The following is a 23,146-nucleotide window of genomic DNA, read 5'->3' as shown; positions in this document are numbered from 1 at the left end:
GCTCAGACCGGCCTCAAGTAGCGCGAAGCGCGGTAGGCCTGCTTACCGGAAAGGCGGCTCGTCGAAGGCGCGCAGCTTGCGCGAGTGCAGCTTGGCGCCCTCGGCCCGCAGCAGGTCGACCGCCTGGATGCCGATCTGCAGGTGTTCCGAAATCGAGCCTTCGTAGAAGCGATTGGCCTGGCCCGGCAGTTTGATCTCGCCGTGCAGCGGCTTGTCCGAGACACACAGCAGCGTCCCGTAGGGCACGCGGAAGCGGTAGCCCTGGGCCGCGATCGTGGCCGATTCCATGTCGATGGCCACGGCCCGGCTCTGGTTGAAGCGCAGGGCCGACTTGGAATAGCGCAACTCCCAGTTGCGGTCGTCGGTGGTGACGACGGTGCCGGTGCGCAGCCGCTTCTTGACCTCTTCGCCCGGCGCGCCGGACACCTGTTTGGTGGCGTCGTAGAGGGCGCGTTGCACCTCGGCGATGTTCGGGATCGGAATGTCCGACGGCAGGACGGCGTCCAGAACATGGTCGTCGCGCAGATAGGCATGAGCCAGGACATAGTCGCCGATAGTCTGGCTGGCGCGCAGGCCGCCGCAGTGGCCGATCATCATCCAGGCGTGCGGCCGGGTGACGGCCAGGTGGTCACAGATGGTCTTGGCGTTCGACGGCCCCACCCCGATGTTGACCAGGGTGATGCCCGTCCCGCCCGGCGCCGTCAGGTGGTAGGCGGGCATTTGATGTCGGCGCCAGGCCGCGTCCATGATGGCGACCTCCGGATTGGGCGTGTCGCGGGTGATGACCACGCCGCCGGCGCAGGACAGGGTCTCATAGGCGCTGTTCGGGTCGGCCAGTTGGGCGCAGGCCCAGCGCACGAACTCGTCGACGTAGCGGTGATAGTTGGTGAACAGGACGTAGCTCTGAACGTCCTCGACCGGCGTGCCTGTGTAGTGACGCAGCCGCGCCAGCGAGAAGTCGGTGCGCAGGCCGTCGAACTGGGCCAGGGGGAAGTCCTCGCCCGGCTCGAACAGGCCGTCCGAGATCTCGTCGCCGATATGGGCCAGATCCGTGGTCGGGAACCAGCGGGCGATGGAGGCCGTCATGGTGCCGTCCAGCGCCACGCCCGAACCGTCCAGCACATAGGGGAAGGGAATCTCCTGATCCGAGGGCTCGACCGTCAGGGTCGCGCCGTATTCGGCGACCAGCAGGCTCAGCTGCTCCAGCAGATAGGGCCGGAACAGGTCGGGACGGGTGATGGTGGTCGTATAGACGCCGGTGCGCGACAGGCGGGCGAAGGCGCGCGTCGCCAGATCCTGCGGACGGTCGCCGAACCAGCTGACGGTCAGTCGGGGATAGGCGAACAGGCCGGCGGCCCTGGCTTCGGGATCGGCGCGCTCGCCGGTCTCGATAAAACGCTTCACTGCGCTGCGCAGATTGGCGACGGATTGATTGTAGAGGGTTTCGAGGCGGTCCAGCGCCGCCTGGGGGGTCATCTTGTCTGTCATGACTTCCTCTAGCGGAAAAGCGTGACCTTGGCGAGACGGGCGAAACACGAGGACACGACTGTTGACCGCAAGCGCGGCGGACGTCCTCAGCCCAGTTCGCGACGGAAGAAGGCCGCCACGTCGTCCAGCACCGGCGCCTTTTTCCTGAACAACGGCGAGAAGGTCGCGATCAGGTCGGCGTGGTCGAGCCCGGGATAGAGCTTGGCTTCCGCCCTGCCGCCGACGGCCCTCATCCGGTCGTTCAGGATGGTCGTGTCCTCGGCATGAACCACCGTGTCGGCCGCCCCATGCCCCAGCCACAGCGGCGGGGCGTCGGCGCGCACGAAGGTCACGGGTTGGGTCAGGGTCGGATCGAGCGCCCGGCCGAAGGCGGCCTTCGAGGCGGGCACGTCGAACGGCAGGAAGTCATAAGGCCCCGCCAGCCCCGCCGCCGCCCGGATCAGGTCGGGGCGCTCGACGGCGGCCATGTAGCGCCGGTCCAGCGCGATCATCATGGCCAGATGCGCCCCCGCCGAATGGCCCAGCACGCCCAGCCGCCCGGCGTCCCCGCCATACTGCGCCGCCAGATCGCCGGCGCGCGCGGTCGCCGCTCCCGCATCCTCGATGAAGGCGGGGAAATGGACCTGCGGCACGACCCGGTAGTCGGGCAGGAAGACCACGAAGCCGCAGGCCGCCAGCGCCTGGGCCGCCCAGCCATAGACGGCCTTCGACCCCGAATTCCAACCGCCGCCGTAGAAGAAGACCACCGTCGGCAGGCTCATCCCTCCTATGGCGGCCCCCGCCGGCGCATAGACGTCCATCGTCTGGCGTGGGTCCTCGCCGTAGCGAACGCCCGAGGCGACCTTTCCCGCACCCCGGTCGCGCGGTCCCAGGGCGTTCAGCGCCGACAATGGCGAACAGGCGGCGGCGACAGCGCCGATCAGGGGAGCGAACAGGCCTCTTCGGGTCATGCCCCACTACGCCCCAGCCCCCGTCCTGGATCAAGGCGAAGCTTCATCCCGCGCCAACCACGCATGAAAAAGGGGCGCGGCCTTGGCTGGCCGCGCCCCTCGTTCGTTTCGCCCTTGGCCCTACTTGGCCAGATGCTTGTCCAGCCAGCCGAAGACCTCATTGTGCCATTGCAGGCTGTTGGCCGGCTTCAGCACCCAGTGGTTCTCGTTGGGGAAGAAGACCAGTCGGCTGTCGATGCCGCGACGTTGCAGGGCGGTGTAGGTCGACAGGCCCTGGGCCGTCGGGATGCGGTAGTCGAGGTCGCCCTGGACCACCATCATCGGCGTCTTCCAGTTCTGCACGTGGTTGGCCGGGTTGAACTTCTGATAGCCCTCCGGGTTTTCCCACGGCGTGCCGCCGTATTCCCACTCGGTGAACCACAGCTCCTCGGTCGAATAACCCATGCCGAAGGTGTCGAAGACGCCGTCATGGTTGACCAGGCATTTGAACGCGTCGGACCAGTTGCCGGCGATCCAGTTGATCATATAGCCGCCGTAGGAGGCGCCCAGGGCGCAGGCGTTATTCCCGTCCAGGAAGGAATACTTCTCCTGAGCCGCGGCCCAGCCCTTCTGCAGATCTTCCAGCGGGCGGTCGCCCCAGTGCTGGCTGATCGCATCGGTGAATTCCTGGCCGTAGCCGGTCGAGCCGTGGAAATCGATCATCACCACCGCATAGCCCGCGCCGGCATAGGTCTCGGGGTTCCAGCGGTAGGACCAGGAGTTGCCGAACGACCCCTGCGGCCCGCCATGGATCAGGAAGGCGACGGGATATTTCTGACCTTCGACATAGTCGGCCGGCTTGATGACGTAGCCGTGGACCGTCTCATTGTTCCAGCCGGGGAAGCTGAACTGCTCGGCCGCGCCGAAGGCCTTGGACGCCAGCTGCGGGTTCACGTTGGTCAGGCGACGCGGCATCTCGCGACCGCGATAGGTCTTGAAGAAGAGGTCGGCGGGCGAGGTCAGGGTGTCCTGCGCGTAGACGAAGCCCGACGGCGTCTGGGCGAAGGCGCCGACGTGGCCCTCGCCCGTGATCGGAACCACCACGCCGTTGCGCGCGTCGATGGCGAACAGACGGGTCTGACCGACGTCGCCGGCGGTCGTGTAAAGCGTCTTGCCGTCCTTCGACCATTGCAGGGCATCGGCCGAGCGGTCCCAGTTGGCCGCGATCTGGCGCGTCTGGCCGGTGGCAGTGTCGCGCAGGAAGATCGAATACTTGTCCGCCTCGAAGCCCGGGCGGGCCATGGCGCGATAGGCCAGGGTCTTGCCGTCCGGCGAGAAGACCGGGCCGGTGTCCCAGGCGGGGTTGGCCTCGGTCAGATTGGTCAGTTGACCCGGCGCCGAGACGGCGACGCTGTAGAGGTCGAAATTGGTGCTCCACGGTTCGCTGTTCCCGGCCTTGCGCGCGGAGAAGACCAGCGACCGGCCGTCGGGGGCGAAGACGAACTCGCTCTCGTCGCCGAACGGCTTGGAGGGGGTGTCGCCGTCGAAGCCCTTGGTCACCCAGACCGGAGCGCCGCCCGCCTTGCCGTCGGCGCCGATGGCCTGAACGAACAGGTGGTTCTGGGTGTGGTCGCTCCACGTATCCCAGTGGCGCACGAACATGCGGTCATAGACCTGACCGGTCGACTTGACCTCGGCGGCGGCCTTGGCGCGCTCGACCGAGGCGTTCAGGTCGGGCGCTTCGGGATAGACGGCCAGCGACACGGCCACCGCATCGCCCGCATCGTTGACGCGATAGGCGTTGACGTCGGTCGGCAGGCTGGTGACCTGGGTCGCCGTCGCGCCCTTGTCGGCCGAGACCCAGACCTGGCTCGAACCCGAACGGCCCGACAGGAAGTAGAGCTTGCCGTCCGCGCCCCAGCGCGCGGTGTTGGCGCCGCCCTCGGAAATCGCCAACTTCTGCGGCTGGCCCTCGCCTTTCAGGCTCAGGATGTAGAGGGCGCTGGCGCGCTTGTTGGCCGCCACGTCGGTCTGGGTCAGGGAATAGACCACCCAATCGCCGTCCGGCGACACCTGCGGATCGCCCAGCCGGTTGGCCGAGATCATGTCCTGATAGGTGAAGGCTTTCGACGCCTGGATCGAAGCCGCCGCCGGGGCAACGGGCGCCTCGGCCAGCGCCGGCAGGGCCGAAGCCGTGAGCAGGGCGACGGCGCTGAGGCCGCTCAGAAGATGGGGCAGGTGGCGCATGGGCGATGATCCTCTCGGGCTTCGCGAAATTCTTGGCCGCAGGCGTAGCACCGGCGACGCTCGCGTCAAACCCGGCATCCGCGAGGATGGTCACGACCGCTTGCCGCCATCGTCGGGAGCGGCGACAAGCAGGGGCATGAGTCCCTCTTCCCCTCATATCGTCGACGTCCTGATCGCCGAGCGCGCGCCGCGCCTGACCCGTTCGGCCGCCTGGCCGGTGGTGCGGCCGCTGCTGTATCGGCTGCTCGACTATAACCGGGCCCGCGCCATGGCCGACGCCATCGGGCCGCTGTCGGGTCAGGCGGCGCTGGACCATGTCTCGACCCTGCTGGCGCTGAAGACGACGACGCTGAACCTCGACCGCCTGCCCCGGACCGGGCGCTGTCTGGTGGTGTGCAACCATCCGACCGGGATCGCCGACGGGTTAGCCGTGCACGACGCCATCCGCACGGTGCGCGACGACATCATCTATTTCGCCAACGCCGACGCCCTGCGCGTCTCGCCGCGCCTGGCCGAGAGCGTCATCCCGGTCGAATGGGTCACGGCCAAGCGCACCCGCGCGAAGACCCGCGCCACCCTGCTCGCGGCCAAGGCCGCCTTCGAGGCTGAACGATGCGTCGTCATGTTCCCCGCCGGGCGACTGGCCCGCGTCGACGCCCAGGGCCGGCTGACCGATCCCGAATGGGCCGCGACGGCGGCGTCGCTGGCGCGCAAATACGAAGCCCCCGTCGTCCCGATCCACGTCGCCGGACCGACCAGCCGCCTGTTCCATCTGTTCGACCGCTTCTCTCAGGAACTGCGCGACATCACCCTCTTCCACGAACTGCTCAACAAGCAGGGGCGCGCGTTCGACCTCAGCGTCGGCCTGCCCATCGCACCCGAGACGCTCGACATCGACGCCGCCAAGGCCACCGAGGCGCTGAAGGCCTTTGTCGAGCGCACCCTGGCCGCCGACCCCGACGCGGTGTTCGCATGACGACCTTCATTCTCGACGACGCCGACGCTACAACCCGTCTGGGTCAGGCCATCGCCCCCCTGCTGGCGCCCGGAGAATCCGTCCTGCTCTACGGCCCGCTGGGCATGGGCAAGTCGACCCTGGCGCGCGGCCTGATCCGCGCCCTGACTTCGCCCGACGAGGATGTGCCGTCGCCGACCTTCACTCTGGTGCAATTCTATGAGAGCGACCCGCCCATCGCCCATTTCGACCTCTATCGCCTGAGCCGCCCCGAGGAGGCCTTCGAGATCGGCCTCGACGAGGCGCTGGATGAAGGCTGCGCCCTGATCGAATGGCCCGAACGCCTGGGCGAGGACCCGGGCCGGATGCTGGGACCGGACCGGCTGGTCATCGAGATTTCGGAACCCTCCCCTCAAGCAGCCGTCCTCCGCGAGGGCGGCGATAGGGGTCTCGCTGGAAGAGTTGCGACCGTATCTGGCGCAGGGGCGTGGGAAGCGAAACTGAAGGAACTCCATGTCTGACCGCGAAGCTCTCCGTCTCGACTTCCTGCGCTCGGCTGGTCTGGCCGAGGCCGTCCGCGCGTCCCTGCCCGGCGACGCCTCGACGCGCCGTTACGAGCGCCTGACCACGCCGCCCGGCGCCACCCTGATGCTGATGGATCAGGCCCCCGCCGCCGAGAGCCCGCCCTGCGATCCGTCGTGGACGCCGGAACAGCGCCACGCCCACGGCTGGAACGCCGTCGCCCGCCTGTCCGCCGGCCGCATCGAGGCCTTCGCCGCCGTCGCCGCCCACCTGAAATCCCTAGGCCTGTCCGCCCCCGAAATCGTCGCCGTCGACGCCCCCAACGGCCTGGCCGTGATCGAGGATTTCGGCGACGCCCTGTTCGCCAAGGTCATCGCTGAGGGCGCCGAAGAAGCCCCGCTCTACCGCGCCGCCGTCGAGGCCCTGGCCGTCCTGCACGCCGCTCCGACGCCCGAGGTGCTGAGCGGCGCCGCCGGCGACTGGCCCCTGCTGACCTATGACCAGACAGCGCTGCAAGGCGGGGCCGACCTGTTCGTCGACTGGCTGCCGAAACTGGTGCCGTCGCTGGCCTTCGACAACGCCGCCGTCGCCGAATGGCGCAATGTCTGGGCCCCGATCACCGCGGCGGGCGAGGCGGGCGCGACCGTCATGGCCCACCGCGACTATCACGCCGAGAACCTGATCCGGCTGGACGGCAAGGCCGGCGCCGCCTCGGTCGGCCTGATCGACTTCCAGGACGCGGTGAAGGCCCATCCGTCGTGGGACCTCCACTCCCTGCTGCAGGACGCCCGCCGCGACGTCTCGCCCGAGTTGGAAGCCCTGGCTCTGGACCACTACTTCGCCCTGCGGCCCGAGACCGACCGCGAAGCCTTCATGGCGGCCTACGCCGGTCTGGCGGCGCTGAACGAGGCGCGGATTCTCGGCATCTTCGCCCGCCTGATCGCCCGCGACGCCAAACCGAAATACGCCGCCTTCATGCCCCGCATGTGGGCGCACCTGAACGCCAACCTGAAGGCGCCGGGCCTCGAAGCCGTCGCCGCATGGATGGACCGCCACGTGCCGGAGGATGTGCGTCGATGACCGCCGCCGCTCTCTTCCTTCTCCCCTCGAGGGAGAAGGTGGGCCGCCTCGCGGCTCGGATGAGGGGGCGCGTTCCGCCAGTCTCATCCTTGAAATCGATCGGCGCGCCCGTCGCCGCCCGCCCCCTCATCCGTCATGCTGCGCATGACACCTTCTCCCCCGAGGGGAGAAGGGCAGGAGCCGCCACATGACCGCTCCCAAGACCGCCATGGTCCTCGCCGCAGGGCTCGGCACGCGGATGCGCCCCCTGACCAACGACCGGCCCAAGGCCTTGGTCGAGGTCGGCGGCAAAGCCCTAATCGACCACGTGCTCGACCGGTTGGCCGAGGCGGGCGTCACCCAGGCCGCGGTCAACGTCCACTGGTTCGCCGACCGGCTGGAGAGCCATCTCAAGGCCCGCGCCCGTCCCGAAATCCTCATCTCTGACGAGCGCGCCGAACTGCTGGAGACCGGCGGCGGCCTGAAGAAGGCCCGCCCCCTGCTCGGCGACGAGCCCGTCTTCGTGGCCAATATCGACAGCGTCTGGATCGACCACGGCGACGCCTTGGCCGACCTGATCCGTCTGTGGGACCCCGAGCGCATGGACGCCGCCCTGCTGCTGGCCCGACGCGAAGGCGCCATCGGCTTCGAGGGGGGCGGCGACTTCTTCCTGGCCGACGACGGCCGACTGACCTTCCGGGGCGAGGCCGCCAGCGCCCCCTTCGCCTACATGGGCGTCCATATCACCCGCCCCGGCTACGCCGACGCCGGCCCCGACGGTCCCTTTTCGCTCAGCCCCCTGTGGCGGCAATCCGCCGCCGAGGGCCGCCTGTTCGGCTGCGTGCTGGACGGCGACTGGATGCACGTCGGCGACCCGCAGGCGCGCGACGAGGCCGAAGCCCGGCTGAAAGCAGAGGCCTGACCATGTCGGGGGGCCGCTTCGATCCGTTCGCCGGAACCGGGCCGCGCTGGCGCGCCGTGCCCGCCTGGCGGCCCTTCCTCGAAGACCTCGCGGCGGGGGTGCTCGACTGGCTGGGCGATCAGACGCCCGAGACCCTGACCGACGCCACCATCCTGCTGCCCAACCGCCGCGCCGCCCGCGCCTTCTCCTCGGCGCTGGGCCGGTTGGCCGGCGACCGCCCTGTCCTGCTGCCCCAGGTGCGCCCGCTCGGCGATCTGGAAGAGGACGAGCCGCCCTTCGCCCCCGGCGAACTGGGTCTGGACCTGCCCCCCGCCATCGCCCCCCTGACCCGCCGTTTCGAAATGGCGCGGATGATCGTCGAAGAGTTTGAGCCGGGACTGAAGCCCCTGCGGGCGCTCGAGATGGCCGACGCCCTCGGCGGCTTCCTCGATTCCTGTCAACTCGAAGAAGTCTCCGACCTGTCGCGCATCGCCGGCCTGGCCGAACAGGACTTGGCCGAACACTGGCAGGACAGCGCCCGCTTCCTCGGCCTCGCCGTCGAGGCCTGGCCCAAGCGGCTGGAAGCCCTCGGCCTCGTCGATTCCGCCTGGCGTCGCGCTGCGCTGCTGCGCCGTCTGGCCGAGGCCTGGGACGCGCGCCCGCCGTCGCAACCGGTGATCGCCGCCGGTTCGACCGGCACCGTCCCCGCCGCCGCCGACGTTCTGGCCGCCGTGGCGCGGGCGCCGCAGGGCGTGGTCGTCCTGCCTGGTCTCGACCTCGATCTGGCCGACGGCGTCTGGGACCGCATCGATGACCAGCATCCGCAGGCCGCGCTGAAGGCCCTGCTGAAGCGCGCCGAGGTGTCGCGCGATCAGGTCCGCCCCTGGTTCCGGCCCGCCGTCGAACCGCGTCTGGAAGCGCGCGGTCTGGCCCGCCAGCGCCTGATCAACGAGGCCCTGCGCCCCGCCGAGGCCACCGACGACTGGCGCGCCGAGATCGCCCGCCTGCGCGCCGACGCCGCCGAGGCGGGCCAGGCCGCCGACCCCATCGCCGAGGGCCTCAAAGGCCTGTCCGCCCTCTCCGTCCGCGCCGAGGAAGAAGCCGCCACGGCCATCGCCCTCTTGATGCGCGAGACGCTGGAACGGCCCGGCGAGACCTGCGCCCTCGTCACGCCCGATCTGGACCTGTCGCGACGGGTCGAGGCGCGACTGGCGCGCTGGGGCATCATCCCCGACGCCTCGACCGGCGCCCCCCTGTCGCGGATGAGCGCGGGGGTTCTAGTCGACCTCTGCGCCCGCTTCATCGAGACCCCGCTGAAGCCCCGGACCCTGCTGGGCCTGATCAAGCATCCGCTGACGCGGCTGGACCTCGACGGCGCCAGCCCGTCGGACGCCGCCTCGGCGCTGGAAGAACACGCCCTGCGCGGCCCCCGTCCGCGCGACTGGTCCGAAGTGGGCAAGCGCCTGCTGAAGGCCGCCGAACCCGGACGCGGCGGCCAGCCCCTGCCCGAGTGGAAGGCCGCCCGTCTGTCCGGCGCCCGCGCCCTCGCCGCCCGTCTGGAGCAACTCGCCGCCGACGCCCTCTCGGTCTTCACCCCGACCGCCGCCCCCGACGCCGCCGCCCGCGCCCTGACCGCCCTGATCGAGGCCCTGGCCGGCCAGAACGCCTGGGCCGGTCCCGACGGCGAGGCCGCCGCCTCCCTGCTGTCCGCCCTGATCGACGGCGGCGGCTCGCTGGGCGCGGTCAGCCGCGCCGACTTCGCCGCCCTGACCGCCGGTCTGCTGGGCGAGGAGACGATCCGCACGGGCGGCGCCACCCATCCGCGCCTGCGCATTCTCGGCGCCATCGAGGCCCGCCTGACCCGCGCCGACCGCATGATCCTGGCCGGGCTGGAGGAAGGCGTCTGGCCCCGGCCGGCCCCGGTCGATCCCTTCCTGTCGCGGCCCATGCGTAAGACCCTGGGCCTGCCCACGCCCGAGCGGCGTCTGGGCCAGACGGCCCAGGACTTCGTCCAGGCCGCCTGCGCCGACGAAGCCATTCTGATCCATTGCGAGCGACGCGGCGGCCAGCCCGCCGTGCGCTCGCGCTGGCTATGGCGGCTGGAAATGCTGACGCGCGGCGCCGACGCCCCGGCCACGCCGGTCGCCATTCCCAAGCCCGAAGGTCTGGCCGACTGGACCCGCGCGCTGGACGCCCCGCCGCCCGGCGCCGCCCGTTTCGCCCCGCGTCCCATGCCGCGTCCGCCGGTCGATCGCCGTCCGCGCAGCCTCTATGTCACCCGCATCGAGCGCTGGGTGCGCGACCCCTACGCCATCTACGCCCAGTGGGTGCTGGGCCTGAACATCATGGACCGCCCCGGCGCCTCGGCCGAGGCGATGGCGCGCGGCAATGCGGTGCACAAGGCCATCGAGCGCATGACCCTGATGTGGCCCCATGTCCTGCCCGACGACTGCGAGGCCCAGATCGAGGCGTTGCTGATCGAGGAGTTGACCGCCCACGGCTTTGAAGACGCCGCCATGGCGCGCGAGACGCCGCTGGCGCGCAACTGCGCTCGCTGGCTGGCCGGGTTCGAGGCCGAGCGCCGCGCCCGCGGCGTCACCCTGCTGATCGAACAACAGGGGACGATGACGTTTAACGCCCCCGCCGGCCCCTTCACCATGAAGGCCTATGCCGACCGCATCGAGGTGGGCGCGACCGGCGCCGCCATCATGGACTTCAAGACCGGGGGCGTGCCTTCGGGCAAGCAGGTCAAGGCGGGCTTTGCGCCCCAGTTGACCCTGACCGCCGCCATCCTGGCCGACGGCGGCTTCAAGGACACCAACGGGCCGGTGCCGGCGGACGAACTGACCTATGTCCGCGTCGTCGGGCGCAAGAAGGCGGGCGAAGTCGCGGTGCGCGCCTCCGGCCCCGAAGCCGCCGCCCTCGGCGAAGCGGCCCTCGAAGGACTGAAGAAGCGAGTGGCCCGCTTCGACCATCCCGACACCCCCTACGTCTCCTGGGCCGCGCCGCAGTTCATGGGCAATTACGGCGGCAACTACGACCATCTGGCCCGCGTCTGGGAATGGCACGTCGTCGGCGGCGAGGAAGGTGACAGCGAATGAACATCGCCACTCCGCAGATGCGACCCGATCCGCAGATCCGCGCCGCCGATCCGGCCCTGTCGGTCTTCGTCACCGCCAACGCCGGCTCGGGCAAGACGACCACCCTGGTCAGCCGCGTGGCGCGTCTGCTGCTGGGCGGGGCCGGAGCCTCGGCCATCCTGTGCGTCACCTACACCAAGGCCGCCGCCGCCGAGATGCAGGCCCGCCTGTTCGAGACCCTGGGCAAGTGGGCGGTCATGGACGACGCCGCCCTGTCCGCCGAACTGGCCAGGCTGGACGCCAGCGATCCCGCCAGCCTCAACCCGGCCCGCCTGTCCGAAGCGCGCCGCCTGTTCGCCCGCGCGCTGGAGACGCCGGGCGGGCTGAAAATCCAGACCATCCACGCCTTCTGCGAAAAGCTGCTGCGGCGCTTCCCCATCGAGGCGGGCGTCTCGCCGCGCTTCACCGTGCTGGAGAACGAGGCCGCCATCGCCCTCAGCCACGCCGCGCGCGAGGAACTGGCCCGCGCCGCGCTGCGGGACCCCGACGGTCCGGTGGGGCAAGCCTACAGCCATTTCGCCGTCGAGCTGGACTGGGGGCGGTTCGAGAGCCTGCTGGCCATGATCGAGGCCAAACGCGCCGACCTGACCGACTATGTCGCCCGCGTCGGCGACGGCTCGGCCCCCGGCCCCCACCTCCTGACCGGCGCCGACCCGGAACAGACGCCCGACGAGATCGAGGCCGACTTCATCCGCTGGCTGGACCGCAACGAAGTCCGCCGCATGGCCGAGCTGATGGCGACCGGCGGCAAGACCGACAAGGACCGCGCCGCCGAACTGATCCACGCCCTCGAGCACGAGTGGAGCTTCCACGGCGTCGGCGTCGTCTTCCTCACCGGCACGGGATCGCCGCGCAAGTCGATGGCGACCAAGCAGGCTCCGCCCGACGCCGGCGGCTGGCTGACCGATCTGCAGGACAAGTATCTGGCCACGCTGGACGTGGTGCGCGCGGCCAAGGTCGCCGCCGACACCATCAGGCTGCTGACCCTCGCCGTGGCCCACGCCGCCTTCTACGAGGCGGCCAAGGCCGAGCGCGGGGCGTTGGACTTCTCCGATCTGGTGGCCAAGACGGTCGACCTGCTGACCACGCGCTCGACCGCCGCCTGGGTCCTTTACAAGCTGGACGGCGGCATCGACCACGTCCTGATCGACGAGGCCCAGGACACCGCGCCAGAACAGTGGGCGATCATGCGCGCCCTGACCGGCGAGTTCTTCTCGGGCGAAGAGACCGACCGCACCGTCTTCGCCGTCGGCGATCAGAAGCAGTCGATCTACTCCTTCCAGGGCGCCCGGCCGGAGCGGCTGCTGCAGGAGTCTCAGGCCTACACTTCTCTGATCGAAGGGGTCGGGGCGGACTTCGAGGCGGTCGAACTTAAGACCTCCTACCGCTCGACCGAGGACGTCCTCGCCTTCGTCGACCACGCCTTCGCCGATCCCGAACGCACCCGCGCCCTGGTGGGCGAAGCGGGCGACATCCCCCGTCACCTGCCCGCCCGCGTCGGTCAGCGCGGCAGCGTCGACCTCTGGCCCCTGTTCATGGACGAGGCCCCGCCCGAGCGCGACGCCTGGGACGATCCGGTCGATCAGGAAGGCGTGTCGGGCGCGAGGAAGCGCATGGCGGCCGCCCTGGCCCAGGAGATCAGACGTCAGGTCGAGACCGGCGCCACCGTCTATGACCGCACGACCCGCCAGCCCCGCGCCAGCGGCTATGGCGACTTCCTCATTCTGGTGCGCCGCCGCGACGCCACCTTCGAGGAGATCATCCGCGCCCTGAAGACGGCGGGCGTGCCCGTCGCCGGCGCCGACCGACTGAAACTCAGCAGCCATATCGTCTTTGACGACCTGATCGCCCTGGCCCGGTTTGCGCTTTTCCCCGGCGACGACCTGTCGCTGGCCGAGGTGCTGCGCAGCCCCTTCTGCGACGTGGACGAGGCCTCGCTCTATGACCTGGCCGGGCGCGAGAAGCGTCAGGGTCTGTGGCGTGAACTGAAGCAGCGGGCCGAGGAGCGCCCCGAATGGCGCCGGGCGCTGGAGTTGTGCCTGGCCGCCCGCGCGGTGCGCGACCACGACCCGTTCGGCTTCTTCTCGACCCTGCTCAACCGAGTGGACGACACGGGCGTTTCGGGCCGCGCCCGCGTCCTGACACGGCTGGGCCGCGAGGCCGAGGAGGCCATCGACGAGACGCTGAATCAGGTGCTGGCCGCCGAGAACCGGGGCGGGGTCGATCTGGAGACCTGCCTCGCCCTGCTGGAGGCCGCCGATGTCGAGGTGAAGCGCGAACTGGAAGGCCCGCGCGGCGAGGTCCGCGTCATGACCGTCCACGGCGCCAAGGGGCTGGAGGCGCCCGTCGTCATCCTGCCCGACACCACGATGAAGGCGAAGGCCCAGGGGCCGACCCTGATGCCGGTCACGACCGAAGACGGTGAAGCCTGGCTGATGTGTCCCGGCTCGTCGAAAGAAGACTGCGCCGCCTCGAAAGCCGCCCGCGACGCCCGCGAGGCGCGGGTCGGCGACGAGTCCCTGCGCCTGCTCTACGTCGCCCTGACCCGCGCCCGCGACCGGGTCATCGTCATGGGCCGAGGCTCCAAGCGGTCGCCCGAGCCGGGCGACTGGTGGTCGGTCATCGAGGAGACCTTCAACCGCCTCGGCGACGAGGTCCGCACGCTCGACAACAATGTCCGCCGCTACGGCGTCGATCTCGATGTCCTGCCCGCCGTGACCGCCACGGCTGAAGCCCGCCCCGAAGCCCCCGACTGGACCCGCCGGACGCCCGTCCGCGACGCCGCCGCTCGCTTCGCCTCGCCGTCCCAGATGCAGGAGCAGAAACGCATCCCGGCGCCCTCGCCCCTGGCGCGCGGCGAAGGCCCCGGCGCCGGTCTCGGCCGCTTCCGGCGCGGCGACCTGATCCACCGCCTGCTGGAACGCCTGCCCGATATCGCCAGCGGAGACCGCCCCGACGCCGCCGCCCGGATGCTGGCCCGCGAACGCGACCTGTCCGACGATCAGCGGGCCGAGATGATCGGCGCCGCCTTCGCCGTGCTGGACGATGCGCGGTTCGCGCCCGTCTTCGGCGAGGGCTGTCGCGCCGAGGTGGCCCTGACCGGCTCCTCGCCCGACCTGCCCGCTGGCGTCTCCATCTCGGGCCGGATCGACCGGCTGGTGGTCACGCCGGAACGGGTGCTGGTGGTCGACTTCAAATCCAACCGTCCGGCCCCAGATCAGGTCGAGGACGCCGACCCGGCCTATGTGCTGCAGATGGCGGTCTATACGGCGGTGCTGAAGCGCCTCTATCCCGACCGCGCGGTCGAGGCGGCCCTGGTCTGGACCGACGGGCCGAAGCTGATGGCCGTGCCGCAAAGCCTGATGGACGATGCTCTTTCAAATGCGCGTTGATTTGTGCGGGAATCGCACCCACATCTGCCACTGAACGTCGGCCCCATCGTCGGCGCGCCACTAAATGCGCTCAAGCAGCGAGGCCCCGCGGGCCGAGCGTAGCGCCCTAAAGGAGACCACTCATGGCGACTGTCAAAGTCACCGACGAAAGCTTCGACGCCGACGTCCTGAAATCCTCGACCCCCGTCCTCGTGGACTTCTGGGCCGAGTGGTGCGGCCCCTGCAAGCAGATCGGCCCGGCGCTGGAACAGATCGCCGACGAACTATCGGGCAAGGTGACGATCGCCAAGATCAACATCGACGACAGCCCCATGACCCCGTCCAAGATGGGCGTCAAAGGCATCCCGACCCTGATGCTGTTCAAGGACGGCCAACTGGCCTCCATGAAGGTCGGCGCCATGCCCAAGGGCAAGATCGTCGAATGGCTGGCCGAAGCCGGCGTCAAGGCGGACTGATCCGTCTCAGCGGATGAGATCAGGCGGCGGCGCCGAAAGGCCCGCCGCCTTTTTCATGCGTGAAACAAAGCCCTCCCCCTCGAGGGGGAAGGGAGAATCATTGAGGCCAGGTCTCGGGACTGGCGCCCAGCACCTCGCCGGCCAGATACAGCGAGCCGCAGATGACCACCCGTCCAGCGCCCAGCGCCAGAGCGCGGTCCAGCGCCTCGTCCACCGAACCCGCCGGCATGGCGCCGAAGCCGCGCCCTTGCGCCACCGCAGCCAAGGCCGCCGGATCGGCCGCGGCGCCGTCGAAGCCGACGGTGAAGACCTGAGCGTCGGTCCCCTTCAGCGCCTCGAAGAAGCCGCCCGCGTCCTTGTTGGCCAGCATGGCGACGATCAGGGCCAGAGGGCGCGGCGCCCGCGCCTGCCGCTCGGCCAGGGTCCGGGCCAGGGCGCGTCCGGCGTGGGGGTTATGCCCGCCGTCCAGCCACAGTTCGGCGTCCGCCTTCTGCGCCTTTTCGGCATAGGGGCCGGCGGTTAGCCGCTGCATTCGCGCGGGCCAGCGCACGGATTTCAGCCCCTCGGCGACGGCGGCCGCGGGCAGGTCCAGTTCGAGGGCGGCGGCGATGGCCACGCCCGCATTGTCGAACTGATGCGGGCCGCTGAGCGCCGGGGCCGGCAGGTCGAGGAAGCGTTCCTGATCCTGATAGACCAGGCCCCCGCGCTCGGCCCAGGCGTCGAAATCCACGCCCATGACGGTCAGCGGCGAGCCGACCTCGGCCGCGCGCCGCGCGATCACCGCCATGACCGCTTCGGACTGGCGGGCGATGACGCCCCGCGCTCCCGCCTTCAGGATGCCCGCCTTCTCGGCGGCGACGCCTTCCAGCACCGTGCCGAGGAACTCGGCGTGGTCCAGGTCGATGGGAGTGATGACGCTGAGCAGCGGCCGGTCGATGACGTTGGTGGCGTCCAGCAACCCGCCCAGACCGACCTCGATGATGGCTAGGTCGGCGGGCGCCTCGCTCATGGCCAGGAAGGCGGCGGCGGTCGTGCTTTCGAACACGGTGGCCTGGCCCCCCGTCTCAGCCATGACGGCCTCGACCCGGTCCAGCACTTCGTTCAACGCCTCGTCGCTGATCAGGTTGCCGGCCAGACGAATGCGCTCGTTGAAGCGCACCAGATGCGGCGAGGTGTAGGCGTGGACCCGAAGCCCCGCCGCCTCGGCGATGGCGCGGATCAGGGCGACGGTCGAGCCCTTGCCGTTGGTGCCGGCGACATGGACCACCGGCGGCAGCCGATCCTGCGGGTTGCCCAGCGCCGCGCACAGGGCCCGCATCCGGTCCAGCGACAGGTCGATGCGCTGCGGATGGCGGGCCAGAAGGCGCTGCGAAATCGGATCCATGAAGGCGCTTACGCCGCCTTGCGCTTGCCGCCCATCAGCATGGACATGATCTGGCCCAGCTTCGTCGGCAGCTCGCCGCGCGCCACGACCTTGTCGACCATGCCCTTGCCCTGCAGATATTCGGCGCGCTGGAAGCCCGGCGGCAGTTTCTCGCGGATGGTGGTCTCAATCACGCGCGGACCGGCGAACCCGATCAGGGCGCCCGGCTCGGCCAGATGCACGTCGCCTAGCATGGCGTAGGAAGCGGTCACGCCCCCCGTGGTCGGGTCGGTCAGGACGACGATATAGGGCAGTTGCGCCGCCTTCACTTCCTGCACGGCCAGGGTGGTGCGGGCCATCTGCATCAGGCTCAACGCGCCTTCCTGCATCCGCGCGCCGCCGGCGGCGGTGAAGCAGACGAAGGGCACGCCGCGCTTCACGGCTTCACGGGCGGCGGCGACAAAGGCCTCGCCCGCCGCCATGCCCAGCGACCCGCCCATGAAGGTGAAGTCCTGCACGATGACGACCGCGGCCACGCCGTCGATCTGGCCGAAGCCGATGGCCATGGTGTCCTTGCGGCCGGCCGCCTTGCGCGCCGCCGACAGGCGATCGCGATAGGGCTTGCCGTCCGAGAATTTCAGCGGGTCTTCCGGCACGTCGGGCGTGTCGATGGCTTCGAACTGGCCGTCGTCGAAGGTGGCCTTCAGACGCGTCGGCGCATTGATCCGCATGTGACGGCCGGACGGCGTGACCCACAGGGCCGCCTCCAGGTCCGAGCGGAACAGCATCTCGCCGCTGTCCGGATCCTTGACCCACAGATTGTCGGGCGTGTCGCGCCGGCTGACGATCTTGCGCACGCCGGGAGCGAAGCGGGACAGCCAGCCGCCGCGCGGCTTGTTCTCGGGATTTTTGTCGACCATGAGCGCGCCTTTAGACGGTTTCCGCGACTGACGCACTAGCCCGGGCGGTTTTCACCGCATCGGCCAGAGCCTTCACTCGAGCCAGAACGCGGGGGACGGCGGGTTCGTTCGCCGCGAGGGCGGCGGCGACTTCATCGACGAAGACCGAGCCGGCCACCACCGCATCGGCCACGCGGGCGATCTCGGCGGCGCGCTCGGGCGTCTTGACGCCGAAACCGACGGCGACCGGCAGGTTGGCGGCCTTCCTCACCCGTTCGACGGCGGGGGCGACGGAGGCGGCCTGCGCCTCCTTCACCCCGGTCACGCCCGCGACCGAGACGTAATAGACAAAGCCCGAGGTGCCGCGCGCGATGACCTTCAGCCGGTCGTCGTCCGAGGTCGGCGTGGCCAGACGGATCAGCGAGACCTCGGCGGCGTCCAGGGCGGCGGCCAGAGGCCCCGCCTCTTCCGGCGGACAGTCGACCACGATCAGGCCGTCCACGCCCGAAGCCGCCGCGTCGCGCGCGAAGACCTCGTAGCCATAGCTCTCGACCGGGTTGAGGTAGCCCATCAGGATGACCGGGGTGGCGTCGTCGCCCTTGCGGAAGTCGGCCACCAGGTCGAGCGTGCCGCGCAGGGTCATCCCCGCCTGCAATCCGCGCAGCGCCGCGCGCTGGATCGGCGGCCCCTCGGCCATAGGGTCCGAGAAGGCCAGACCCAGTTCGATCAGATCGGCCCCGGCGGCGGGCAAGCCTTTGAGGATTTCCAGCGCCTCGTCCCGGCTGGGATCGCCGGTCATGACATAGGGAATAAAGCCGGCCCGGCCCTCGGCCTTCAGCTTGGCGAAGCGGGCGTCGATGCGAGCGGTCGTCACTGGGGCGTCGCTCCCGCAGCCGCCGCCGGCTGACCGGCGCAGACGTTGCCGGGGATGGTGGCGAAGCCGAGGTAGCCCGGCGTTTCCGGCGCCGAGGGGCGCGCGGTGTCGTAGAAGGCCACCATCTGCAGACCGTCGCAGACGCCGCCGTCCTTGCGCTTGATCAGGACGACGCGATTGTCGTCGCCGTCCGCGACCAGCCAGCCCTGGCTTTCGAAATGAGCGATATAGGTCTCGGCCAGAGCGCCGACGCCGGCGAGCGGCGCGGTGACGCAGAAGGCGCGACCGTTCAGTCCATGCAGGTTGCCGCAGTCCGGCGCCGGCTGGGCGGCGCCCAGCAGGGGCGTGTCGGCGGCGGGCGCGCCCTGCGGTCCGGGGGCGGCAGCCTGCGCCGCGGGCGCCGGAGCAGCCGGCGCCGCCTGGGTCTTAGCCATCGTCAGGGTCGGCGACATGGCGACGGCCAGGGCCGCGATCAGAAGGGTCTTCATGCTCAAAGCTCCACGCCCAGGTGTTTGGCCACGGTGAAAATGTCCTTGTCGCCCCGGCCCGACAGGACCAGCACGACGTCGCCGTCCTTGCCCACGTCCAGCGCGATCTCGCCGATGCGGGCCAGCGCGTGCGAAGGCTCCAGCGCCGGGATGATGCCCTCCAGCTTGGACAGCATCTGGAAGGCGTCCAGCGCCTCGTCGTCGGTGGCCGACAGGTATTCGCCACGGCCGAGGTCGTTCAGCCAGGCGTGCTCGGGCCCGATGCCCGGATAGTCGAGCCCGGCCGAGATGGAGTGGCCCTCCAGAATCTGGCCGTCGGCGTCCTGCAACAGATAGGTGCGGTTGCCGTGCAGCACGCCGGGACGACCGCCCTTCAGGCTGGCGGCGTGTTCGGCCGTATCCAGACCATGACCCGCCGCCTCGACGCCGATCAGGCGCACGCCCTCGTCCTCGATGAAGGGGTGCATGGCGCCGATGGCGTTGGAGCCGCCCCCGATGCAGGCCACCACCGCTTGGGGAAGATGCCCGATCTGGGCCAGCGACTGACGCCTGATTTCCTTGCCGATGACCGACTGGAAGTCGCGCACCATGGCCGGATAGGGGGCCGGGCCCGCCGCCGTACCGATGATGTAATAGGTGTCCTCGACGTTGGTGACCCAGTCACGCATCGCCTCGTTCATGGCGTCCTTCAGCGTCGCCGCCCCCGCCGTCACGGCCGCGACCTCGGCCCCCAGCAGCTTCATGCGGAAGACGTTGGGCTGCTGCCGCTCGACATCCACCGCGCCCATGTAGACGGTGCAGGGCAGGCCGAAGCGGGCGCAGACGGTGGCCGAGGCCACGCCGTGCTGACCGGCGCCGGTCTCGGCGATGATCCGGGTCTTGCCCATGCGCCGGGCCAGCAGAATCTGGCCCATGCAGTTGTTGATCTTGTGCGCGCCCGTGTGGTTCAGATCCTCGCGCTTCAGCCAGATCTTGGCCCCGCCGAAATGATCGGTCAGCCGCTCGGCGAAATAGAGCGGGCTCTCGCGGCCGACATAGTGGGTCAGAAAGCCGTCCAGCTCGGCCTGGAAGCTCGGATCGGCCTTGGCCGCGTCATAGGCCGCCTGAAGCTCATGGATCAGAGGCATCAGGGTTTCGGGCACGAAGCGGCCGCCATAGGGGCCGAAGCGGCCCTCGGCGTCAGGCCAGGCGTAGGTATTGGACAGGTTTGCGTTCACGAGCGGCAGTCTTTCGCGGGAAGGCGACGAAATCAGGACCGGGATACGGCCTTTAGAAAGGCGTCGATCCGGCCACGGTCCTTAACACCCGGCGCGCTTTCGACGCCAGAGGACACGTCGACCAGCGTTGCGCCGGAAATCCGCACTGCCTCGGCGACATTGTCGGGGCTCAGGCCTCCGGCCAGGAACCAGGGCTTGTCGAAGCGGCGACCCGCCAGCATCGACCAGTCGAACGAGGCCCCCACCCCGCCCGGCAGGTCCGAGCCCGCCGGCGGCTTGGCGTCGAACATCAGATAATCGACATACGGAGCCCAGTCGGCGGCGGCGTCGAAATCGGCCGCCTCGCGGATCGACAGGGCCTTAATGGTCCCCGCCCCCGTCAGCCGCCGCACCTCGGCCGCGCGCTCGGGCGTTTCATGGCCGTGCAGCTGGATCAGGTCGGGCCGCAGGATCAGCCCCACCTCGGTCAGCAGGGCGTCGTCGGGATCGACCAGAACCGCCACGATCTTGGCCCGTTTCCGCGCCCGATCGAACAGGGTGGCGGCGTGCAACGGCGGAATGTGGCGGGGGCTCTTTTCAAACACCACCGCCCCGACAAAGGCCGCGCCGCCTTGCAGCGCCGCCTCCAGCGTCTCGGGCGTCGTCAATCCGCAGATCTTGGCGAGGGTCATGAGAGGGAGGTGCGCGAGCGAAGAGGCGAGGTCAAGACGACAACCTCACTTCCCGCTCATCCCGGCGGACGCCGGGATCCAGTGAGAGCCTCACCTGCGACGCTTGCAGCCAAAGCACTGGGCCCCGGCGTCCGCCGGGGTGAGCGGATATGAAGGGTTCAGGCGAAGATCAGCTCAACCTCTTCCGGCGTCAGCAGCCGCCACGCTCCCGGCGCCAGATCGTCGGGCAGGACCAGCCCGCCCAGCCGTTCTCGGTGCAGGGCCTCGACGTGGTTGCCGGCGGCGGCGAACATGCGGCGCACCTGATGATAGCGGCCCTCGGTCACGGTCAGCAGGGCCTCGGTCGGCGACACCACCTCGAGGATGGCCGGCGACAGCGGCTTGTCCTCGCCTTCCAGCACCAAATCGCCCGAGGCGAACAGCGCCCCCTCGGTGCCGACCAGCGGTCGCGCCAGCGTCGCGCGATAGACCTTGGCCACATGGCGTTTCGGCGAAATCACCCGGTGCAGCAGGTCGCCGTCGTCGGTCAGCAGCAGCAGGCCCGTGGTCTGCTTGTCCAGCCGCCCGATGGTCGAGATGGCCGGGTCGCGACGCTTCCACCGATCCGGCAGAATGTCATAGACCAGAGACCCGTCTTCCTTGCGCGAACAGGTCATGCCCAAGGGCTTGTTCAGCAGCATGACCAACCCCTGAACCGGGTCCAGCGGCTCGCCGTCGATCTCCATCCGCGTCGGCAGGTCGGGCGTCACCGGAATGCGTTTCGACACGTCGGTCAGGTCGACGCCGTCCAGCACGATCCCGCCCGCCTTGCCCATGCGCGCCATCTCGGCCCGCGAGCCGTAGCCCATGGAGCCGAGCAGCTTGTCGACGCGGCTTGTCGGGATTTTCTTCACCGTTGCTCACCCACAGCCGTCATCCTCGGGCTTGTCCCGAGGATCCATAGACTCGACGTCTCCGACAGCACGCCCCCATCAACCCCCTGCGCGTCTGGATCCTCGGGACAAGCCCGAGGATGGCGCAAGAGAGACAGGTTCACTTCACCGCCTCAAAAATCTTGTAACCGCCCTTGTCGAGCAGCGGCTTGACCCGCTTGAAGGTCGCGTTCAGTTCGGCCTCATAGGGAAGGTGCCGGTTGGCGACCAGCCACAGCACGCCGCCGGTCTTCAGCAGGGCCGCCGCCTGACGGATGAAGTTCTGGCCCAGACGCCGGTCCTCGGTCCCGCCGTCGTGGAAGGGCGGATTGCTGACGATGAAGTTCAGTTCGCCCGCCGTCTCAAGGGTCCGCACATCGGCCCATTCGAAAGCGACGCGCGGGTCCTCGACGTTCTTCCTGGCCGCCGCCAGCGCGCGCCGGTCGATGTCGATCAGACGCAGGCTCGTCACCGCCGGCGAGCGCAGCGCCACCAGCGACAGCGCTCCGAAGCCGCAGCCCAGATCGGCGCCCGCGCCCTTCAGCGGCGGCATGACTCCGGCCAGCAGGGCCGTGCCGGGATCGACCCGGTCCCAGGCGAAGACGCCCGGCTGCGACCAGGCGTCCAGACCCTCGATCTGTTGCAGGGCGCCGGCGGCGATGGCCGCATCCAGCCCCTCGATCATCTCGGGGCGGGTGACGATGCAGCGGCGATGGTGGGCCTTGGCCGTCTCGCCGACTTCCAGACCGAAGTCCTTCAGCTCCTTGCCCAGACGCGAGCCGCCCTTGCTCTTGTGCGCCATGACGTCCAGCCGTCCGCCGACCTTCAGCGCCCGCAGCGCCATCGCCAGGGTATAGCGACGCTCCACCACGCCCGGCGGGGCGTAAATCATCGCCTCGTCCACCGAACCGGGAGCGAGGTCTTCCAGCGCGGTCGAGCCGGGAATGATGGGCGAGGTCTGCACGGCCCCGGTCGGCACATCGAACACCGCCGGCGGGCGGCCATAGAGAATAGTGGTCATGCGGCGCTCCTTAGCGGCTTTCCGCGCCGAGGCGTAGGCCTCGCCTTGCCTTCCTCTCATAGGCCCGAAATCGTCCCTTCTCCCCTTGCGGGAGAAGGTGGGCCCAAAGGGTTCGGATGAGGGGTCTCGCATGCTCCACCTCCCGCTCATCCCGGCGGACGCCGGGATCCAGTGCGAGCTCCGGACGCCCGCCCCTGGGCAAAGGACTGGACCCCGGCGTCCGCCGGGGTGAGCGGAGTTTGGCGGCAGCACGCACAACCACCCCGCCCAATCCCTGAAAACCCAAGGGATCGCGCCGTCCCATCCCCCACATCCTCGCCCCACCGCCAACCTGCGCCATGCTTTCCCTGTCCCGTCGCAAGGGAGGGCTCGCTTGGCCGGCGAACCGAAGCGGCGGCGGGAGCGGAGAGACCGGGGGTCTTGTCGGACCGTCAGCCTCTCGTCGCGCGCGCCGGGCAAGGGAGCACCCAGCGGAAGGCGGCGACGGATCAGGCGGGCGGTTCAGGAGTGAGAGACGAAGCAGGCGCGAACGCGCTTCTTCCTATCGTGGTCTCAAGTAGCCCGAAGGGCGATAGACCACACTCCATTCATGACGCCGCTGGGGCCTAGCGACG

The 23,146-nt window shown here is 69.8% G+C and carries 18 protein-coding genes; 7 read left to right on the top strand and 11 right to left on the bottom strand.

Features of this window, described 5'->3' with window-relative positions; all coding sequences use genetic code 11:
• Nucleotides 1-42: 42 nt before the first annotated feature.
• The 3 genes from AC1DJ5_RS04955 to AC1DJ5_RS04945 all read right to left on the bottom strand — a co-directional run bounded on the left by AC1DJ5_RS04955 (nt 43) and on the right by AC1DJ5_RS04945 (nt 4,664).
• Nucleotides 43-1,488: an AMP nucleosidase gene (locus AC1DJ5_RS04955; RefSeq protein WP_441454407.1), complete on the bottom strand. Its 1,446-nt coding sequence runs from the start codon at nt 1,486-1,488 to the stop codon at nt 43-45.
• A gap of 86 nt (nt 1,489-1,574) precedes the next feature.
• Entirely contained in the window at nt 1,575-2,438 is an 864-nt protein-coding gene (locus tag AC1DJ5_RS04950; protein ID WP_477019870.1) for an alpha/beta hydrolase, read from the bottom strand.
• A 120-nt stretch (nt 2,439-2,558) separates the two neighbouring features.
• Nucleotides 2,559-4,664, bottom strand: a complete 2,106-nt coding sequence (locus tag AC1DJ5_RS04945; protein ID WP_477019869.1) for a S9 family peptidase — start codon at nt 4,662-4,664, stop codon at nt 2,559-2,561.
• A gap of 136 nt (nt 4,665-4,800) precedes the next feature.
• On the opposite strand from AC1DJ5_RS04945, the gene AC1DJ5_RS04940 reads away from it, so the two are divergent.
• The 7 genes from AC1DJ5_RS04940 (at nt 4,801) to trxA (ending at nt 15,088) form a co-directional block, all read left to right on the top strand.
• The gene (locus AC1DJ5_RS04940) at nt 4,801-5,640 is read left to right on the top strand and encodes a 1-acyl-sn-glycerol-3-phosphate acyltransferase (RefSeq protein WP_477019868.1); all 840 of its coding nucleotides are present in this window, start codon (nt 4,801-4,803) and stop codon (nt 5,638-5,640) included.
• Nucleotides 5,637-6,140 (top strand): tRNA (adenosine(37)-N6)-threonylcarbamoyltransferase complex ATPase subunit type 1 TsaE, encoded by a 504-nt coding sequence (gene tsaE / locus AC1DJ5_RS04935; protein WP_441454411.1) that lies wholly within the window; start codon nt 5,637-5,639, stop codon nt 6,138-6,140. The genes AC1DJ5_RS04940 and tsaE overlap by 4 nt, the downstream gene beginning before the upstream one ends.
• Nucleotides 6,133-7,221: an N-acetylmuramate/N-acetylglucosamine kinase AmgK gene (gene amgK, locus AC1DJ5_RS04930; RefSeq protein WP_477019867.1), complete on the top strand. Its 1,089-nt coding sequence runs from the start codon at nt 6,133-6,135 to the stop codon at nt 7,219-7,221. The genes tsaE and amgK overlap by 8 nt, the downstream gene beginning before the upstream one ends.
• A gap of 187 nt (nt 7,222-7,408) precedes the next feature.
• Nucleotides 7,409-8,122 (top strand): N-acetylmuramate alpha-1-phosphate uridylyltransferase MurU, encoded by a 714-nt coding sequence (murU, locus tag AC1DJ5_RS04925; RefSeq protein ID WP_477019866.1) that lies wholly within the window; start codon nt 7,409-7,411, stop codon nt 8,120-8,122.
• A gap of 2 nt (nt 8,123-8,124) precedes the next feature.
• The gene (gene addB, locus AC1DJ5_RS04920; RefSeq protein ID WP_477019865.1) at nt 8,125-11,202 is read left to right on the top strand and encodes a double-strand break repair protein AddB; all 3,078 of its coding nucleotides are present in this window, start codon (nt 8,125-8,127) and stop codon (nt 11,200-11,202) included.
• A complete protein-coding gene (gene addA / locus AC1DJ5_RS04915) occupies nt 11,199-14,633 on the top strand; it encodes a double-strand break repair helicase AddA (RefSeq protein ID WP_477019864.1) in 3,435 nt (1,144 codons plus the stop codon). The genes addB and addA overlap by 4 nt, the downstream gene beginning before the upstream one ends.
• A gap of 122 nt (nt 14,634-14,755) precedes the next feature.
• On the top strand, nt 14,756-15,088 hold the full coding sequence (gene trxA / locus AC1DJ5_RS04910) for a thioredoxin TrxA (RefSeq protein WP_114816818.1): 333 nt from the start codon (nt 14,756-14,758) through the stop codon (nt 15,086-15,088).
• 97 nt (nt 15,089-15,185) lie between these two features.
• Here trxA and AC1DJ5_RS04905 read toward each other — a convergent pair whose 3' ends face one another.
• The 8 genes from AC1DJ5_RS04905 to AC1DJ5_RS04870 form a co-directional block, all read right to left on the bottom strand.
• Nucleotides 15,186-16,472 carry a bifunctional folylpolyglutamate synthase/dihydrofolate synthase gene (locus tag AC1DJ5_RS04905; RefSeq protein WP_477019863.1) on the bottom strand — a complete coding sequence of 429 codons (1,287 nt, stop codon included), beginning with the start codon at nt 16,470-16,472 and terminating at the stop codon, nt 15,186-15,188.
• An 8-nt stretch (nt 16,473-16,480) separates the two neighbouring features.
• The gene (locus AC1DJ5_RS04900) at nt 16,481-17,371 is read right to left on the bottom strand and encodes an acetyl-CoA carboxylase carboxyltransferase subunit beta (protein WP_477019862.1); all 891 of its coding nucleotides are present in this window, start codon (nt 17,369-17,371) and stop codon (nt 16,481-16,483) included.
• A 10-nt stretch (nt 17,372-17,381) separates the two neighbouring features.
• Nucleotides 17,382-18,224: a tryptophan synthase subunit alpha gene (gene trpA / locus AC1DJ5_RS04895; protein ID WP_441454418.1), complete on the bottom strand. Its 843-nt coding sequence runs from the start codon at nt 18,222-18,224 to the stop codon at nt 17,382-17,384.
• Nucleotides 18,221-18,712 (bottom strand): hypothetical protein, encoded by a 492-nt coding sequence (locus tag AC1DJ5_RS04890; protein WP_477019861.1) that lies wholly within the window; start codon nt 18,710-18,712, stop codon nt 18,221-18,223. Before AC1DJ5_RS04890 ends, trpA begins: the two co-directional genes overlap by 4 nt.
• A 2-nt stretch (nt 18,713-18,714) precedes the next feature.
• Nucleotides 18,715-19,929 carry a tryptophan synthase subunit beta gene (gene trpB / locus AC1DJ5_RS04885; protein ID WP_477019860.1) on the bottom strand — a complete coding sequence of 405 codons (1,215 nt, stop codon included), beginning with the start codon at nt 19,927-19,929 and terminating at the stop codon, nt 18,715-18,717.
• Nucleotides 19,930-19,961: 32 nt separating this feature from the next.
• Complete coding sequence (locus AC1DJ5_RS04880) at nt 19,962-20,600, bottom strand: phosphoribosylanthranilate isomerase (RefSeq protein WP_441454421.1); 639 nt, start codon at nt 20,598-20,600, stop codon at nt 19,962-19,964.
• A 158-nt stretch (nt 20,601-20,758) separates the two neighbouring features.
• Nucleotides 20,759-21,493 carry a pseudouridine synthase gene (locus AC1DJ5_RS04875; protein WP_477019859.1) on the bottom strand — a complete coding sequence of 245 codons (735 nt, stop codon included), beginning with the start codon at nt 21,491-21,493 and terminating at the stop codon, nt 20,759-20,761.
• 139 nt (nt 21,494-21,632) lie between these two features.
• Nucleotides 21,633-22,532 (bottom strand): class I SAM-dependent methyltransferase, encoded by a 900-nt coding sequence (locus AC1DJ5_RS04870; protein WP_477019858.1) that lies wholly within the window; start codon nt 22,530-22,532, stop codon nt 21,633-21,635.
• Nucleotides 22,533-23,146 lie beyond the last annotated feature (614 nt).

Source organism: Brevundimonas sp. 01N35, assembly GCF_056399785.1.
This window is presented reverse-complemented; position numbering and strand designations above follow the sequence as displayed.

What these genes read in the sequence shown, in the direction of transcription:
- AC1DJ5_RS04890 (WP_477019861.1), bottom strand. Translation starts at nt 18,712, where the DNA reads ATGAAGACCCTTCTGATCGCGGCCCTGGCCGTCGCCATGTCGCCGACC.
- tsaE (WP_441454411.1), top strand. Translation starts at nt 5,637, where the DNA reads ATGACGACCTTCATTCTCGACGACGCCGACGCTACAACCCGTCTGGGT.
- AC1DJ5_RS04905 (WP_477019863.1), bottom strand. Translation starts at nt 16,472, where the DNA reads ATGGATCCGATTTCGCAGCGCCTTCTGGCCCGCCATCCGCAGCGCATC.
- addA (WP_477019864.1), top strand. Translation starts at nt 11,199, where the DNA reads ATGAACATCGCCACTCCGCAGATGCGACCCGATCCGCAGATCCGCGCC.
- AC1DJ5_RS04945 (WP_477019869.1), bottom strand. Translation starts at nt 4,664, where the DNA reads ATGCGCCACCTGCCCCATCTTCTGAGCGGCCTCAGCGCCGTCGCCCTG.
- amgK (WP_477019867.1), top strand. Translation starts at nt 6,133, where the DNA reads ATGTCTGACCGCGAAGCTCTCCGTCTCGACTTCCTGCGCTCGGCTGGT.
- AC1DJ5_RS04950 (WP_477019870.1), bottom strand. Translation starts at nt 2,438, where the DNA reads ATGACCCGAAGAGGCCTGTTCGCTCCCCTGATCGGCGCTGTCGCCGCC.
- AC1DJ5_RS04955 (WP_441454407.1), bottom strand. Translation starts at nt 1,488, where the DNA reads ATGACAGACAAGATGACCCCCCAGGCGGCGCTGGACCGCCTCGAAACC.
- AC1DJ5_RS04880 (WP_441454421.1), bottom strand. Translation starts at nt 20,600, where the DNA reads ATGACCCTCGCCAAGATCTGCGGATTGACGACGCCCGAGACGCTGGAG.
- murU (WP_477019866.1), top strand. Translation starts at nt 7,409, where the DNA reads ATGACCGCTCCCAAGACCGCCATGGTCCTCGCCGCAGGGCTCGGCACG.
- trxA (WP_114816818.1), top strand. Translation starts at nt 14,756, where the DNA reads ATGGCGACTGTCAAAGTCACCGACGAAAGCTTCGACGCCGACGTCCTG.
- AC1DJ5_RS04940 (WP_477019868.1), top strand. Translation starts at nt 4,801, where the DNA reads ATGAGTCCCTCTTCCCCTCATATCGTCGACGTCCTGATCGCCGAGCGC.
- addB (WP_477019865.1), top strand. Translation starts at nt 8,125, where the DNA reads ATGTCGGGGGGCCGCTTCGATCCGTTCGCCGGAACCGGGCCGCGCTGG.
- AC1DJ5_RS04870 (WP_477019858.1), bottom strand. Translation starts at nt 22,532, where the DNA reads ATGACCACTATTCTCTATGGCCGCCCGCCGGCGGTGTTCGATGTGCCG.
- AC1DJ5_RS04900 (WP_477019862.1), bottom strand. Translation starts at nt 17,371, where the DNA reads ATGGTCGACAAAAATCCCGAGAACAAGCCGCGCGGCGGCTGGCTGTCC.